General features: G+C 41.5%; 13 protein-coding genes and 1 pseudogene. 1 reads left to right on the top strand and 13 read right to left on the bottom strand.

Going from position 1 to position 17,264, the window contains the following annotated elements; translation table 11 throughout:
* Window positions 1–35 precede the first annotated feature (35 nt).
* Window positions 36–197: a hypothetical protein gene (locus IGI89_RS16280; protein ID WP_164888641.1), complete on the bottom strand. Its 162-nt coding sequence runs from the start codon at window positions 195–197 to the stop codon at window positions 36–38.
* A 69-nt stretch (window positions 198–266) separates the two neighbouring features.
* Complete coding sequence (locus tag IGI89_RS16275; protein ID WP_081119564.1) at window positions 267–551, bottom strand: hypothetical protein; 285 nt, start codon at window positions 549–551, stop codon at window positions 267–269.
* Between the two features lie 700 nt (window positions 552–1,251).
* Between IGI89_RS16275 and tnpA the strand changes: the two are divergent.
* Window positions 1,252–1,692 (top strand): annotated as a pseudogene (gene tnpA, locus IGI89_RS16270) (IS200/IS605 family transposase); the annotation flags it as partial.
* A gap of 163 nt (window positions 1,693–1,855) precedes the next feature.
* Here tnpA and IGI89_RS16265 read toward each other — a convergent pair.
* The 11 genes from IGI89_RS16265 to IGI89_RS16215 all read right to left on the bottom strand — a co-directional run.
* The gene (locus tag IGI89_RS16265) at window positions 1,856–2,206 is read right to left on the bottom strand and encodes a DUF7006 family protein (RefSeq protein ID WP_271772431.1); all 351 of its coding nucleotides are present in this window, start codon (window positions 2,204–2,206) and stop codon (window positions 1,856–1,858) included.
* 21 nt (window positions 2,207–2,227) lie between these two features.
* Window positions 2,228–3,706 carry a helix-turn-helix domain-containing protein gene (locus IGI89_RS16260; RefSeq protein WP_438735865.1) on the bottom strand — a complete coding sequence of 493 codons (1,479 nt, stop codon included), beginning with the start codon at window positions 3,704–3,706 and terminating at the stop codon, window positions 2,228–2,230.
* A gap of 51 nt (window positions 3,707–3,757) precedes the next feature.
* Window positions 3,758–5,023, bottom strand: coding sequence for a helix-turn-helix domain-containing protein (locus IGI89_RS16255; RefSeq protein WP_438735864.1), 1,266 nt, complete (start codon window positions 5,021–5,023; stop codon window positions 3,758–3,760).
* Between the two features lie 60 nt (window positions 5,024–5,083).
* Window positions 5,084–9,550, bottom strand: a complete 4,467-nt coding sequence (locus IGI89_RS16250) for a WxL domain-containing protein (protein WP_438735863.1) — start codon at window positions 9,548–9,550, stop codon at window positions 5,084–5,086.
* Window positions 9,551–9,565: 15 nt separating this feature from the next.
* Window positions 9,566–10,606 carry a DUF916 and DUF3324 domain-containing protein gene (locus tag IGI89_RS16245; RefSeq protein ID WP_438735862.1) on the bottom strand — a complete coding sequence of 347 codons (1,041 nt, stop codon included), beginning with the start codon at window positions 10,604–10,606 and terminating at the stop codon, window positions 9,566–9,568.
* 85 nt (window positions 10,607–10,691) lie between these two features.
* Window positions 10,692–11,507: a WxL domain-containing protein gene (locus IGI89_RS16240; protein ID WP_438735861.1), complete on the bottom strand. Its 816-nt coding sequence runs from the start codon at window positions 11,505–11,507 to the stop codon at window positions 10,692–10,694.
* A 19-nt stretch (window positions 11,508–11,526) separates the two neighbouring features.
* Window positions 11,527–11,841, bottom strand: a complete 315-nt coding sequence (locus IGI89_RS16235; protein ID WP_438735860.1) for an LPXTG cell wall anchor domain-containing protein — start codon at window positions 11,839–11,841, stop codon at window positions 11,527–11,529.
* A gap of 983 nt (window positions 11,842–12,824) precedes the next feature.
* Window positions 12,825–13,175, bottom strand: coding sequence for a DUF7006 family protein (locus tag IGI89_RS16230; RefSeq protein ID WP_271772431.1), 351 nt, complete (start codon window positions 13,173–13,175; stop codon window positions 12,825–12,827).
* Window positions 13,176–13,196: 21 nt separating this feature from the next.
* Window positions 13,197–14,675: a helix-turn-helix domain-containing protein gene (locus tag IGI89_RS16225; RefSeq protein ID WP_438735859.1), complete on the bottom strand. Its 1,479-nt coding sequence runs from the start codon at window positions 14,673–14,675 to the stop codon at window positions 13,197–13,199.
* A gap of 51 nt (window positions 14,676–14,726) precedes the next feature.
* On the bottom strand, window positions 14,727–15,992 hold the full coding sequence (locus IGI89_RS16220) for a helix-turn-helix domain-containing protein (RefSeq protein ID WP_429972582.1): 1,266 nt from the start codon (window positions 15,990–15,992) through the stop codon (window positions 14,727–14,729).
* Between the two features lie 60 nt (window positions 15,993–16,052).
* A partial coding sequence (locus IGI89_RS16215; RefSeq protein ID WP_438735858.1) for a WxL domain-containing protein occupies window positions 16,053–17,264 on the bottom strand: 1,212 nt, incomplete at its 5' end.

Here is a 17,264-nt window from a genome sequence, read left to right as displayed (position 1 = left end):
TATCAGATGATATAGTCATATTCTTTATAGATCTTTTAGTATCCCATATTGCGGGTAACATCGTTAAATGCGCCGCCAATAGCATCTGCAAGTTTTACCCATCCAGGAATTTTTCTTTTAGCTCCACCCGTAGTACTCATTAAGTCTTTCTTGTCCATTGATTGAAATATTTCTTCCATTTTTTTCATATCTTTCATAAAAAATCCCTCCGATATTATAAATTTAATTGAAACCCTATATTCTATTCACTTAAAAATTATACGCTTTCAAAACCAACTAGAATCGACAGCACCTTGTAAAGTAAGTGGTCCATTTTTTGTTTCTAAGTTAAAATCTTTCGAACCTAATCCTGTAATTTCTTTAAACTTCTCTTCAAATACTGCAGGATCTTTGTAAGGGTCATCATTATTTTTCAATGTCAAAACATAATGTTTATCTTTCGGATTACTCCAGATTCCTAGACTGTTTAAAGAAGACAAATCTAAGCTTGAAATATCAGAAGATAATACTATTTTATACTGTCGTCTATACAAAACATCATTCAACTTCATCAAATACCTCCTTTTACTAATGTTTTTTTAAAGTAAAAATATAGTGAAACAATTTTTATAAAATCTATTTTACACCAATGTTAAAACAATATCCAGTAAAAAATTAATTAATTGTTTTTTTCCATTCGAACGCGTTATCCTACTTTAATTATATGCCTTATTAAATAGACCCACCGCTCGAATTCAGTTTATTATCATATTAAAAGTTTTAAAATTACGTTAAAAAACTTGTCATGAAATTTGTCTATGTGGAGAAATTTTCTTCACATCATCTTTTATTGCATTCTATTTCATCGACCGTAATTTTTATGGATAAATACAGAAATGTTCAAGTAATCTTGACTCTTAAAAAGCAAAACGTGCGGTATTCTATTCTCCATCGTATTATACTTTTCTTTAATTAGGTATTGAGTAGCGAATCACATTTATAGAAAAAAGGTCAGAAACTTTTAAGTTTCTGACCCAAAAAAGATCTCATTAGAAGACTCCAAATTATATATTCAACGACATTGTTGTTTCGTGTGAGTAGTGAACGCTGAGAATTAATTCGGGTGTTGAATATTATTTATTAAAAAGAGTGATCAGAAATAATAATTTTTTCTGATCACTCTGCTTATTAATGACTTTAGTCAGTTTCGTTCGCGTAGCGTACGAAACAAAAAAACCGCGCGTTTCTACGCGTGGACGAAATAGCTTTAGCGATAAAAGTTTAGCACATACCAGATGGAATTGTAAGTATCACATAGTCTTCACCCCGAAGTATCGACGAAAAGTGATTTATGGAAAGTTAAGAGTAAGTATTGGTCAGATATTAAGAAAATTGTGTGAGATGAAGGATGTTGAAATCATTGAAGCTCATGCCATGCCTGACCGTATTCATATGTTAATAAGAATACCACCAAAGATTAGTATTTCTAGTTTTATGGGCTACTTAAAAGGACGAAGTGCAACCTTAATCCATGAAAAACATGCGAATTTGAAATATAAGTATGGGAATAAAAGCTTTTGGTCCAAAGGATACTACGTGAGTACGGTTGGGTTAAATCAAAAAACAATCGAAAAATATATTCGAGAACAAGAAGCAGATGATCGAATAAGAGATAGTATAAGTAAACAAGAGTATGTAGATCCATTTAAATAGTTAAAGAGAGATAGGGCTGTGAGCGGTTGGTGGTCATTTAAAAAGCCCCTTTTAAGGGGCTAGCGAGTGGTGAGCCCTTCTAGGGCTGTTAAAAAGCCACCCGTTTCACGGGTGGATATTTACTTTTCTTACTAGCGATTAGGATTAGCCGTGAGCGGATAAATCATAAAACATTGAAAATTATAGAATGTTTTGGTTCCATACTGAGATCATACCCACATAATTCTTTGAAATAGGTAGGATAATCTGTTTCTACCATTCGAACAATATCCTCATTTGAAAAATCATCAAAAACAATCAATTCTGAGACAATCCCCAGCCTTGCATCGATCCCTAAGATTTCGGGTAAGACTTGCCAGAAATTTTCTTTGGAGATTTGTGCGACTAACGACTCTAATCGGTTCGTTTGGCACTGGATATAGTCCTTCAGGACTGGGCTTTCTTGTTCTTTTGCTTCTTCCAAGGTCATTTGAAACCCTTGAAGATAGGCTTCTTGGGTAGTAAATACCGCCATAGTTCTTTTTCCTTCTTTCTTTTAAAAAACGATCCGGTCGATCAATGGATTCAACTGGTGTTTGACCCGTGTCCAGTCTTGCGCCGTCGGAATACTATTCATTAAAATATACTCGGTTTCCATTGCGTAATCCAAAAGGTATGGCCGGTAATTGGTGACGATCAGATCAATCTGTGCATCATTCAGGCGTTCTTGCGTCAATTCCTGCAGTGGAAGAAAGAGTAAATTGTAGTGGTCACTCAAAAGTTCTTGGGCTTGCAGGCGAATCGATTGCACCACCAAATAATCTCCTTCCAGTAAAAACAAAACTTGTTTGACTGGTTGATAATAATGAAACAACATATCCATGTATAACGTAAAACTGACGGCCACATCTTCAAAGGTCACTGCTGAAAAGCGAAGTGTCTGTGCATGCTTTTGTAAGAAGTAGGAATTGATCTCATGGATCTGTCCATAGGTTTGCTTGACCATGACACGAACTTCTTCTAACTCTTTATTCAATACCGGACTCAACGCTTCATTGATCAGACGTGAGACAAAAAACGATGTCATAAAATAGCTTAAGGTGTCGGTATCCCATTGTGCAAAAAACGGATCGGCTAAATAATCTGACGTGACTTGCTCAAGCCCTTCCCAGCAGTTGAAGTGCTGGCTAAATACACGTTCATGATCTACCCGATGGATCGTTCGTTTGACAATGACCGATAAATGAACCCATGAAAACTCTTCTTTGGGTAAATAGATTTCGTATTCCTGATGGATCCTTGCTTGTAGAGAATACAGCAGCTGAAAATCCTTTTCTTGATAATCGATGGTCTTCAACCACTCCGGCAAGGAAACAAACTGGTTTTGATTGACGCGAACCATCGTGATATACAGATGGTAATAAAAGGCAGACACGGTCGTCCCTGTCCCCAATTCATAGGTTCCTAATTTGCCGGACAATTCGTTTAGAATCAATGCATGCAGCCCTTCGGGCGGACGAATCGTAAAGGGGGTCTGTTCACTGCTATAGTAAAAGTCAAAAAAGAACTTTCGGATGTTGGCTTCGTCTCCTACCAAATTGACGGGGTTTAAAGTCAATGTCAACCCATACTCGGCTACGATCGGCTCGACTCTTACTAAAAACCGCCGCAGGGTACTTTCGGCATAGCTGTATTGGTGGGCTAACTCGGCCAGTGCCACGGGTTCACCGTAAAAAATCGTACCAATGATCTCAAACAGAACTTCGTTTTCTAATAACGCTTCTTTTTTTTCTTGGTACCTCACTCGATCACGTTCATCAAAATGAAAGCCGCTATGAAGTGAACGCAATTCGATGGTCTCACCAAAATGGCTTTTGATCGCTTGGATATCTTTGACCATCGTTCGCTGGGAGATCGTCAATCGTTCACTCAATGCGACGATCGTAAAGTCGTGTTCTCGTTCAATAATGGTCAAGATCCGCATCCAGCGTCGGATCTCGGCATTCGTAATAAAAGAAATTTGCAATTCGCGCATCCCTATTCCTCACTTTTTCATTTGGTTCCTGTTCTTCTACACGTCTACTCGTTAAAAGTACTCGGATAGAATACACCGAATCGCTTCTTTAGTAGGAAATTGTGGCAATTCAATATCCCCATTCACTCTCATTTGTTGGTTTTGATTCGTTACCTTGATATGGCGAAGAACACCTGATCGATTCACCAAAGAAGCATCGACGAAGTGAAGGCCTCTTTCTTTCCCCGCAGCTTCCACCTCTGTTTTGATCCAACGCTTCAAGGCGGAAGGACCAACCAAGTCATAAGAAAGGACGATGGTCTCACTGTATCGCTTTTTCTGCGCCGAAAACTGGGTCATGAGCGAAGCTAGCAGGACGTCCTTCTTGCGGCTTTCTGGCACTTCTTCTTCAAGCCGCGGCAATTGGAAAAACGTCTCCATCAAAAAAAGCAGCGTCTCAAACAAGCGATAGGTCAGACCTTCGGTCTCACGCACGAGAAGGTACGGTTCTTTTGTCGGTGAGAAGGCTTGAATAAATGCTTTTTGCGTCAACGGGTTCAAAAACTGACGTTCGTCTAAAGCAAGCAAAAACAACGCTGCTTTTTCTGGTGCCGGCAGTGCCACGTTCACTTGTTGGTCCAGTGCCTGAACAAGGGATCCTTGTATGTCCTTGTGTGTGCCTTGATCCAGCAAGCAATAGCCTTGCTCGACACGTACGTTGATCAGTTTCAACCATTGATTGACTACTGTCGGATCCAGCTGCCACGGGCCTTCTTGAACCATCGTTTTTCCCTGATGGAGGTGTCGAATGTTTTCTTGAAGCACGGTTGGATATAAAGGCAGCGTGAAATAAAAATCATAAAAAAACTGCCGAATACTGGCTTCTTGGCCACGAAGTAGATTGGTTTTAGCGACCAGCTGTAGTCCATACTGTTGCTTTAAAAGGGTTTGGAGTTGTCGCTTCATCCGTTGAAAGCCCGAACTCGAAACCCCGAGAAACGCCGTCCATTGTTGGTTGTCCAAGCGTTTCCCTGCAGCTAGCTGATCGACAAACAAAAACAGCTTCTCTTCCTCCAACAGCGCTTGTTTCTTTTCATAATACCCTTTCGGGTCAAAAAAAGCGAAGTGATAGCCTTTTTCATTGCCGACCAATTGGATCGTCTTGCCAAAATAAGCTTTGACTGCGCGCATGTCTTCCATGATCGTTCGCCGCCCGAAGCCGGTCTGATCGATCAGAGTCTGGGCTATGACGTGTTCTTTTTCTTCCAATACCTCCAACAAAGTCAACCAACGCTTGGTTTTGGCCGTAAAGACCAACTGATGAAATAACGTCTGCATCGTTTTTTCTTTCCTTTCTGTGAAGAAAAAGAAAAGAGCCGTGGCCCTTTTCTTTTTTGGCTAATTGTCGGGGACAGCACTTAATTCCCAGATGAGGGTCGTTTGATAGGTGGTTGTTCTTGGATCCGCCGTTGGCGGCACTTCAAGGGCAACACTTTCTCCTGCACTTTCTCGATCACCAAAACGATAGACCCACGTTCCTGTACCTTGGCCGTCTCGTGCGCGCACAAGGGTCGTCTTTTCTTCTGGGATCAACACCACGCCGTCTTGGTTTTGTAGCATCGGTTCGTTAGATTCTTGGACAGATGCAAATTGTTGGTTATTAAGCAACAAACGTGCGCCTCTAAGTTGATTGTTTTGAGAATCCATAAATTGACTGTTTTGCGTAACTGCTAATTGCCAACCGTGGCGCTCTTCTTCCGGTCGACGATCACTGACTTGGATATAATTTGGTCGTTCTTCGGCGTCATTGACAGTTCCGTCCAGATTCAACAAGCGTTGCGGTTGTGCATAATAGCGCTTGGTCTGCGCAGAAATGCCTTGGTTTCCAAATGAAAACCGTGACGCAAAATCAATACTCAGTGTCCCTTGATCTTCTGGAAGTTCTGGGGGATTCTCGGGTGTGACTTCTATTTCAGGATTCATCGGATCGACTGGAGAAACAAAACCAATATCCCCAACTGTTAAAATAGTCGCCGATTCAAATGTCACATCATGGAATATCAATTCGGTTGCCGGATTGATATTTCCGCGGTCATTATTTGTTTCAGGTGGAGCAACGACCTCTGCGGCTTTGGCAGATCCTGCATTATCCCGTAAAAAGATTTGAATTTCATCCTCTTCTTTTAGTGAAAGTTTACTTAAATCAAGTGAAAATTTCCCGTCATCGTTGACTGTAACTTCCGATGTATCAAAAAGTTGTCCATTATGTGTTGCGATCACTTCAACTTCTTTATTTTCTGAAGTTCCTTGGATAATCTTGGCATTTTCACCAATGATTGACGAAGAAAATTGTGGCGGTGTTGGTGGGATGATTGGAAAAACCTCAACTGTTTCTGTTAAAATCTGGTGTTCGAAACCATCCGTAAGCTCGCCACTGGTTAGTTCAACTTTACTGATTCGAACTTTCGATCCGGCTTCTAGCGGTTCATCTAATGCGATTTCAAAGAGTCCTCCACGCGGCTCTTCACCATAAATACTGATCCCTGGCGATTCATTTGTATCACCAACCGTTTTGGCCGTATATTCTTGTGTCGTTTCTCCCAATGGTGATTCTACTTCTACGGTAACAATTGCTTCATCACCCCAAGCAGGACGACTATCATCTAGACCTACTGGAAGACTAACTCGCCCGTGAATTTTCTTATCCGCGTTGGTTGGGACTCTCAATTCATCTGCGATTGCCCATCGACCATTATTTGAAGACAGTCTACTGAACTGAGAAAGACCGCTTGTTCCAATAACTGATGTGTTCAGTTCTTCCGGGCTACTTGTGCTAACCAATGTAGAAAGATTTGTACCTGAAAATGAATAATCTAAATTCCGAAAATTAAAAGTGGGGTCGGAATCTAAATCACTTAATCTTTGCCATAAACCTAAATCACTGTTTGAAGCAGCTAATGTGGAAGAACTATTAGTCGAAAAGACAACTCCACCATTTGATTGTAAATTCCTAAAGTCTAAGAATAATGGATTATCGAAATTTACAGTCAGAGTAGAAACATTAAATGTACCCGAATCTGTTGTGGCAGTGTTGCTAATAGCTGAGAAATAACCTCCATTGCGTACTTCTAAATCCATAGAAAATTTTGTACTAGACCAAGAATTTGTTATAGCAGCACCATTTTTTGCAATAATTGATACTTCAGATCCCGGGTCCTTTACAATAAATTTATTGTTGTCTCCATTTCTAAATGATACTCCTGCATTTGGAGCACCATCCTGACTATTGTTAGGTGTACCGTTTCCTAAATTATCTATATAGAGCTTTCCACCCTGTTCTACAGAAACTGTTGAATTGCCTAATCCCATTCTAAATCCATTTCTAGCAGATCCATCCGTTCGCTTTATATCTACTATAGCCCCTGATGAGATAGTAAATGTTTGCCCATTTCTGTCAGCTCCCAAGACTCCCTCTAAAGGACTACCGGTTGTAGTTAAATTAGATTTGCTGCCATCATGGTGAAGTTTTACATAAGAATTATTCTTTATTACTACATTCAAAGCATGATGAAAAAATCTAGCTGAATTGATTTCAGAATTGTTTATTTCTAAAGTTTCACCAGTCATAACAGCAAAATTCCCACTGGGAATAGTAACTTTAGTGTTTTTAATTAATGCAGAACCAGTATTCGACGCCCTACTCTGTACTGCATATGCATTAATAGCACTGCTTGAAATAATCGAACTATCAACAAATAAAATATCAGCAGACAAACCATTTACAAAAAGACCTCTTTTTGCTCCAGAAACTATATTGACATCTAAAGTAGCATCCTGAATATTGAGCTTAGGTGTAGTCCCTCGTAAATGAATGGCGTTATTTGTCGTATCTGTCGCAGCACCTGTTCCACTGGTTGTTGTGACAGAAAGCTTAGATTCTCCGGTGACTGAAAGTTCCGGGCGTGCATTGTTATTCCCAATTTGGATATTTTCTAACGTTCCAGTTCCTGCACCTGTAATTGCCAATTCACTCTTATTACTCAATGAAAGCAATGCATCTGTTCCTTGTAAGATCATCCCTTGCGAAGCATCAGTATCAGTCATAAGTATCTGACTATTTTCCATGAGCACTTGTGGCGTCTCCCCTTGCAAATAAATCCCTCGTCCGGTTGTCGCTTTCATATCTAGTTGGCTATTTTCTATTTTTAAAACTGGCTTTGAACCAATCAAGTTGATTCGTTGACCAGAAGTACTTGTAATATTTACCCTTGATGATTCAAGAATTAGTTTCGGTGATTCTCCAGCAATATTTAACGCTGCTCGTGTCGCAGAGACAACAGATAGAGTAGCGTTATTAACCTCTAGCTGCGCATTGTCTCCAACTAAATGAATTCCTCTTTTTGTCAACGTGGTTCTAACTGTAAATAAACTGCCTTGATGAACAGTAATGTTGGGGGATTTGCCAGAAAGGACGACCGCGTTGTTGCTTGTGTTTGTTGGGGTTGTTGCAGAAGCTGATCCTGATCCTATTGTATTTACTAATACGTCTCCGTTTTGAAGAGCTATTTCGGGATTATCTCCTCTTAGATCAATCGTATTGGATACTCCAGCGGTAGTTGCGATTGTAACTTTTGCCCCCTGTTCTACTGCGAGCTTTGGATTCGCCACTGTAGTAGAAGAAAAGAAGACGGTCGCATTCCCTCGACTAATAGTGACTTCTGCTTGGTTTGTTGCTACAACTTCTTTTGCTTCGATGAAAGTTTGTCCAGAAGTTGTACGTGTAAAGTTTGATACACCACCTGTAAAATGAATACTTCCTTCAGGAAGAGAGGCTAATCGCATGCTATTCGCATTCACTTCGGTAATGTCTTCTAATTCAACAGTCCAATTTTTACTGCTTTCTACCGTTGCGTTGATTAATGGTGTAACACCAATTTTTGTCAGTGTCACATTTTCAATTCGAACGGTACTTGCTTGGGTTACTTCTTCTAGTTGAAAGTAAAATCCATTGATACCAAAAGTCAATGTATACCCGTTTCCTTGGATAAGCAACGGACGATCCACAGTTAGTACGTTTGCGGTAGCCTCTGTCAAATTGGCTTGAATAGAAATGATCCCAATATCAGGATTGGCAACTGCTTTTCTGAATTCTGCCATCGTAGTGACTTCTGCTGGCTCTCCATCAAAAACGGTCGGTTCGACCACTTGTGACCTCTCATCGGTCTCTTCCTTATCTATTTGTTGTTCCTGCGGATCTTTGGATACAGGTTCACGTGCTTCGTCTACCGATTGTTCATTCTTTTGATCTTCTTCTATTTCCTCTTGTCCAGCTGTATCATCCTTGAGCGATTCCGTCTCTTCGACTGGGACTTCCTCACTAGTCTCTTCTTGCTCACTAATTTCTAGCTGAGCCGTCGTTTCTTCCACCAACAGTTCATAGCTTCCCGCTTTTTCAACTACTAAAGGAAGGACAAATGTATTTTGCGCACGTTTTGACTGAACAATCCATTCAAGAGGCCGCTCTCCTTCCTCAACTGAAATCCCTTTTGGTAATTGATCTTTCAGAAGCGTTGCTTCTTCTGGTAAGAATACTCGTGCTTCGGATACTTCTTGATCAGAAAAGAATGTCACTTGAAGGGGTTCTTCTACCGTTCCTTGCATCCGAGAACGAGTAAAGAAAAAGCGCGGATCACTAACCTGTTCTTCCTCCAGATAGTTTTTCATTGGTGGTAGTTCCATTAGTTCTTGTTCCTCAGTGTCCATCGTTGTCTCTGCGTAGACCATGCCGACAGGCATGAATACGGCTTGCATGACCAAAATGGTCGTCCCTAATACAAGAATCGGTCGTCTGAATCTCGTGGCCATTTCATCTCCTCCTTCTTACTGCTCTTGCTCTTTTTCTTTTGCTTTCTTTTTTTGAATCAGTAGATATAAAATGGTGCCAAGTAAAACAATAATCAAGACGATTGAACCAATAACCCACCAATTCGGACGATTATCGATCATCACATCTTCCCGGTTCAACTTGCGGGCATCGTCTGCCTCAATCGTAAATTCACGTGTCCAAGACCATTCATTGTCTCCTGACTTTGCTGTTAGTTCTAACACGTAGTTCCCGCTACGAAAACGATCTCCTTCTAACGGAATCGGAAAGTTGAAATTCGAATTGGGCGCCATCTGCATCATTTCTTTACTGGCCTCATATAAAACATCGTTTTCTCCTGCACGTTTGACCGTCGCCTCCACTTCCAAGCGATTCACAAAAGCTGGTGTAAAGTTTTGTAGCGTGGCACTGATCACATTGCGATAGTTCAATTGATCCGCAAACACATCTAATAGTTCCAACTCCGGTTGCACCGAGTCTAGGGTATTACTGACGACCACACCTACCACATGGGCAAATTCATTCTTGATCGCGACCCCTTCTCCTTCTGGGGCTTCACTTTCTTCCTCTTCTTTCACTTCGGTGATTCGTAAACCACCAGCTAAATACCCTTCAAAGGCGTCTTTAGGCATCTGTAAAGGAATGTCTATGACCTTTGTTTCTTTTCCTGCGAGTGTAATGACCTCCGAAGGAGTCATCAGCTCATCCAAGGAGTGAACCAAGGTTGGATCTGCTTCTTCGGCATCTTTGCCATACTCGACATTTCCCAAAGTATTGGTATACGCCGTATGCGGTGTAACCTGGACATTGATTGGTTCTGAACTGGAATTACCGACTTTCAGCTGCAAGGTCTCTTTTTGACCAGGAGCGAGTAATAGCTCATAATACCCGTTGCTTTCATCGACTTGACTTTCGGGGAAAAGCGGGGTGACATGTGTATTTAAGGCCGTCTCTTCAGCTTGGGCTGAAATGGGCAAGAAAAGGAAAAGTATCGCTAGGAGCCACAGCCCGCTTTGCGTAATTTGTTTGTGTCTCATTTTTTTTTATCCTTTCTAAAAAAAGCAGCGCCACAGAGATCTGTAACGCTGCTAGTGACTAATGGAACATGGAAATTGTTACTTCTTAAAGGGCATTTTCAGGTGTTAGTTCTAATTCCCATGTCAAGGTAGATGTATACGTTACCGCATCTTTAGCAGTCGAACCAGGAACGAATAATTGAATCGCTTCATTCTCTACAACAGCTGCGCCATCTTCTACTTGTTTTGCAATCGCATCATGATCTCCCCAAACAGCCGTCGAGGTACCAGCACCTTTTTGGTTAGCTGCCGTCATAATCGGTACGGCATCATTATTGGGAATCAATTCCAATCCACTTGCGTGAATGCTCGGTGCTTGAGCTGCATCATCGATACTGTAGCGTAGGGCCGGATCGAATAACGTGATTTTTGCGCCTTTTAATACCTTGTTTAATGTATCCGTAGGTGCTTGGAATTCTGTTAAACTTACACTTAATTCCCATCCTTCATTGGTACCGCGGGTGTCTTGGACTTGTGCCAAACTTACATAAGGAACCTTATTTTCTTCACCGGTTGTTCCTGTTTTTTGTTGTCTTTCAGCGACCATATTGTAATGTTCATCTGTAGTTGAGATAATTTGTGAACCGAAGTTCATTGTTGGCACAGTTGCGATTGTTAAAGGTCCTTTGTTTTGCCCATCAGGACCAGTGACTGGCGGAATAGTTACCTCAGGGCCATCCGGTCCAGGATCAACGACTGTGTCATCATTTCCTGGCGTGAAGGTGATTTGACCCTCAGTGGTTGTTTTGCGAACTTCTTGTGTTTCCTTCTCTTGATCAGCTTCTTCGGCGAAGGCTTGTAGGCCTCCGGCAAAGATCGTTGTTGATAATGCAGCTACAGTTGCTAAACGGATAAATTTCATTCTTTATTCCAGCTTTCTCTCAATTGATAGTTTTTTGTGTTACTTTTCTTCTTTTGCCCTCTACGACCACTAAAACACCGGTCACTAAGAAGCTGCCGACCCAACCGGCAAATGACCCTTCGGTCATATTCGTTTGTGGTAACGAGCCGCCTGGTTTTGGCGGACTAGTGCTTGGGGGTGGATCGGGCGGGCCGATCGGTTTGTACGCCCCGGTAAATCCAACAGATCCTTCTGACTCGACGGATTGGACCTGTGTACCATAGACGGACAATGGAAATTGAAGTGCCAAAAGCACTGCGAGCATCCCAATCAAACGTCCAACCGTTTTATGCATCTTCCCTCCTCCTTTAAATAGTCGTCTCAAAAATCTTCGTTTTTTAGATTGATCATTGCGTATGTCTGTCAAATCTAAGAAACCCTAATTTAACAACATTTATTTTGGCATTCGACCTGTTCGAATGCCTTTTTTTCTGCAAAACCAAAAACGAAGGTTTTTAGTAAACGAGAATAAACAATTAAGGTTCAATGGAACACCTTTCTTGCATCTCCTAGATTACAAGATTCTTTATTAAATGAATAATCGAAATTTTCACTTCGACATGCAAATTTAGAAAAACGGACATAAAATAGAGAAGAAGTAAAGCGAGCTCCACTAGAAAAAAGGAATGTTTCCAGACTACTACAACGATCCAATAAATCATGCAAATTGCAAAAAAAGAAGGATCAAAAACTTTTAAGTTTCTGTCCACATACAATATTTGGCCTAATACTCATAAATCTAAATTTTAATTGAACAATGATTTAGTTACGAGTTTATGAACACAAAAACAGAGCAATACTTATTAAGTATGGTATCTAAAAAGAGCGTCCAGAAAATCGTCATTTTCTGAACACTCTTTCTCAAAATAATTCATCATGAATGTTTTATAATTCGAAAAATCTTTTTGCACAATCTAAATGGCCGCTATCAACTATTTATAAATTTGATTAAAAAAAATGGGCCAACAATGTATACTCTGTTGTCCCCGAAAGAGAGTAACTTTCTGACCTAATTAATTGAGCCACCGAAAGAGCTATGAAATGAGGAATAAAAAAGGGATCAAAAACTTTTAAGTTTCTGACCCAAAAAAGATCTCATTAGAAGACTCCAAATTATATATTCAACGACATTGTTGTTTCGTGTGAGTAGTGAACGCTGAGAATTAATTCGGGTGTTGAATATTATTTATTAAAAAGAGTGATCAGAAATAATAATTTTTTCTGATCACTCTGCTTATTTTTCTTACTAGCGATTAGGATTAGCCGTGAGCGGATAAATCATAAAACATTGAAAATTATAGAATGTTTTGGTTCCATACTGAGATCATACCCACATAATTCTTTGAAATAGGTAGGATAATCTGTTTCTACCATTCGAACAATATCCTCATTTGAAAAATCATCAAAAACAATCAATTCTGAGACAATCCCCAGCCTTGCATCGATCCCTAAGATTTCGGGTAAGACTTGCCAGAAATTTTCTTTGGAGATTTGTGCGACTAACGACTCTAATCGGTTCGTTTGGCACTGGATATAGTCCTTCAGGACTGGGCTTTCTTGTTCTTTTGCTTCTTCCAAGGTCATTTGAAACCCTTGAAGATAGGCTTCTTGGGTAGTAAATACCGCCATAGTTCTTTTTCCTTCTTTCTTTTAAAAAACGATCCGGTCGATCAATGGATTCAACTGGTGTTTGACCCGTGTCCAGTCTTGCGCCGTCGGAATACTATTCATTAAAATATACTCGGTTTCCATTGCGTAATCCAAAAGGTATGGCCGGTAATTGGTGACGATCAGATCAATCTGTGCATCATTCAGGCGTTCTTGCGTCAATTCCTGCAGTGGAAGAAAGAGTAAATTGTAGTGGTCACTCAAAAGTTCTTGGGCTTGCAGGCGAATCGATTGCACCACCAAATAATCTCCTTCCAGTAAAAACAAAACTTGTTTGACTGGTTGATAATAATGAAACAACATATCCATGTATAACGTAAAACTGACGGCCACATCTTCAAAGGTCACTGCTGAAAAGCGAAGTGTCTGTGCATGCTTTTGTAAGAAGTAGGAATTGATCTCATGGATCTGTCCATAGGTTTGCTTGACCATGACACGAACTTCTTCTAACTCTTTATTCAATACCGGACTCAACGCTTCATTGATCAGACGTGAGACAAAAAACGATGTCATAAAATAGCTTAAGGTGTCGGTATCCCATTGTGCAAAAAACGGATCGGCTAAATAATCTGACGTGACTTGCTCAAGCCCTTCCCAGCAGTTGAAGTGCTGGCTAAATACACGTTCATGATCTACCCGATGGATCGTTCGTTTGACAATGACCGATAAATGAACCCATGAAAACTCTTCTTTGGGTAAATAGATTTCGTATTCCTGATGGATCCTTGCTTGTAGAGAATACAGCAGCTGAAAATCCTTTTCTTGATAATCGATGGTCTTCAACCACTCCGGCAAGGAAACAAACTGGTTTTGATTGACGCGAACCATCGTGATATACAGATGGTAATAAAAGGCAGACACGGTCGTCCCTGTCCCCAATTCATAGGTTCCTAATTTGCCGGACAATTCGTTTAGAATCAATGCATGCAGCCCTTCGGGCGGACGAATCGTAAAGGGGGTCTGTTCACTGCTATAGTAAAAGTCAAAAAAGAACTTTCGGATGTTGGCTTCGTCTCCTACCAAATTGACAGGGTTTAAGGTCAATGTCAACCCATACTCGGCTACGATCGGTACGACTCTTACCAAAAACCGCCGCAGGGTACTTTCGGCATAGCTGTGTTGGTGGGCTAACTCGGCCAGTGCCACGGGTTCACCGTAAAAAATCGTACCAATGATCTCAAACAGAACTTCGTTTTCTAATAGCGCTTCTTTTTTTTCTTGGTACCTTACTCGATCACGTTCATCAAAATGAAAGCCGCTATGAAGTGAACGCAATTCGATGGTCTCACCAAAATGGCTTTTGATCGCTTGGATATCTTTGACCATCGTTCGCTGGGAGATCGTCAATCGTTCACTCAATGCGACGATCGTAAAGTCGTGTTCTCGTTCAATAATGGTCAAGATCCGCATCCAGCGTCGGATCTCGGCACTCGTAATAAAAGAAATTTGCAATTCGCGCATCCCTATCCCTCACTTTTTCATTTGGTTCCTGTTCTTCTACACGTCTACTCGTTAAAAGTACTCGGATAGAATACACCGAATCGCTTCTTTTGTAGGAAATTGTGGCAATTCAATGTTCCCAGTCGCTCTCATTTGTTGGTTTTGATTCGTTACCTTGATATGGCGAAGAACACCTGGTCGATTCACCAAAGAGGCATCGACGAAGTGAAAGCCTCTTTCTTTCCCCGCAGTTTCCACCTCTGTTTTGATCCAACGCTTCAAGGCGGAAGGACCAACCAAATCATAAGAAAGGACGATGGTCTCACTGTATCGCTTTTTCTGCGCCGAAAACTGGGCCATGAGCGCCGCTAGCAGTACGTCCTTCTTGCGACTTTCGGGCACTTCTTCTTCAAGCAGCGGCAATTGGAAAAACGTCTCCATCAAAAAAAGCAGCGTCTCAAACAGACGATAGGTCAGACCTTCGGTCTCACGGACGAGAAGGTGTGGTTCTTTTGTCGGTGAGAAGGCTTGAATAAATGCTTTTTGTGTCAACGGGTTCAAAAACTGACGTTCGTCTAAAGCAAGCAAAAACAACGCTGCTTTTTCTGGTGCCGGCAGTGCCACGTTCACTTGTTGGTCCAGTGCCTGCACGAGGGTCGCTTGCAAGTCTTTGTGTTTGCCTTGATCCGGCAAGCAATAGCCTTGCTCGACACGCACGTTGATTAGTTTCAGCCATTGATTGACGACTGTTGGATCCAGCTGCCACTGGCCTACTTGCACCATCGCTTTTTCCTGATGGAGGTGTCGAATGTGTTCTTGAAGCTCGGTTGGATATAAAGGCAGCGTGAAATAAAAATCATAAAAAAACTGCCGAATACTGGCTTCTTGGCCACGAAGCAGATTTGTTTTAGCGACTAGCTGTAGTCCATACTGTTGCTTTAAAAGGGTTTGGAGTTGTCGTTTCATCCGTTGAAAGCCCGAACTCGAAACCCCGAGAAACGTCGTCCATTGTTGGTTGTCCAAACATTTTCCTGCAGCTAGCTGATCGACAAACAAAAACAGCTTCTCTTCCTCCAACAGCTCTTGTTTCTTTTCATAATACCTCTTTGGGTCAAAAAAAGCGAAGTGATAGCCTTTTTCATTGCCGACCAATTGGATCGTCTTGCCAAAATAAGTTTTGACTGCGCGCATGTCTTCCATGATCGTTCGCCGCCCGAAGCCGGTCTGATCGATCAGAGTCTGGGCTAGGACGTGTTCTTTTTCTTCCAATACCTCCAACAAAGTCAACCAACGCTTGGTTTTGGCCGTAAAGACCAACTGATGAAATAACGTCTGCATCGTTTTTTCTTTCCTTTCTGTGAAGAAAAAGAAAAGAGCCGCGGCCCTTTTCTTTTTCGGCTAATTGTCGGGGACAGCACTTAATTCCCAGGTGAGGGTCGTTTGATAGGTGGTTGTTCTTGGATCCGCCGTTGGCGGCACCTCAAGGGCAACACTTTCTCCTGCACTTTCTCGATCACCAAAACGATAGACCCACGTGCCTGAGCCTTGGCCGTCTTGTGCGCGCACAAGGGGCGTCTTTTCTTCTGGGATCAAGACCACGCCGTCTTGATTTTGTAGCATCGGTTCGCTGGATTCTTGGACAGACGCAAATTGTTGGTTATTAAGCAACAAACGTGCGCCTCTAAGTTGATTGTTTTGAGAATCCATAAACTGACTATTTTGTGTAACTGCTAATTGCCAGCCGTGGCGCTCTTCTTCTGGGCGACGATCACTGACTTGGATATAATTTGGTCGTTCTTCGGCGTCATTGACGGTGCCGTCCAGATTCAACAAGCGTTGCGGTTGGGCATAATAGCACTTGGTCTGTGCAGAAATGCCTTGGGTTCCAAACGAAAAATGTGACGCAAAATCAATACTGAGTGCTCCTTGGTCTTCAGGAAGTTCTGGGGGATTTTCCGGATCCACTTCTTGGTCAGGTGCCAATGGATCGACTGGTAACACAGGATCTAGAGTATCTTTAGTATATACATAAGTAACCGTCTGGGCCTTTTCGGTAAATTGTCCTGATGCATTTTTGGGTATTTCCGTTAAAGAATATCCTTCAATTTCCTTGGCCTTCGTCTCATATTCTTCATCAATCAGCCCGCTGATAATTTCTGGTTCTGCCAGTTCCTTTAGAGCATTATCGACATATTCAACCGTTATGTCTCCCCCTTGTTTCTTTTGATAGACTGCTTGTACAACTGTATCAGTAGTCCCCATTGTAAAAGTAGTCGTTGCATTTGTGGGGTTTAAAATACGGCTTCCGGTTCCGGATACTATTTCCCAACGAAGAAAGTCAAATCTCTCCGCTGGATTCGCATGAATCATGGTTGTCTCCCCTTGAATAATCGTTGTTGTTTCTGCCATAGGCATTCCCCCAACAGTAGGACTCGCTTCTAAGGAAAGTACATAGGAAGGGCGCGGGGGAGCGACCCAAGAAATCCCAGATCCATTAAATATAAGTGTGCTATACCATGATTCTCTGAACAGTTGGGTGTAACGTTCTTCAAAGTCATTTGGATCCGATTCACTAGTTAGTACTTGTGAGCCATTCACCCCAGTGAGAGT

Source organism: Enterococcus sp. AZ141 (assembly GCF_051714385.1).
Classification (GTDB): Bacteria; Bacillota; Bacilli; order Lactobacillales; family Enterococcaceae; genus Enterococcus_D; species Enterococcus_D entomosocium.
This window is presented reverse-complemented; position numbering and strand designations above follow the sequence as displayed.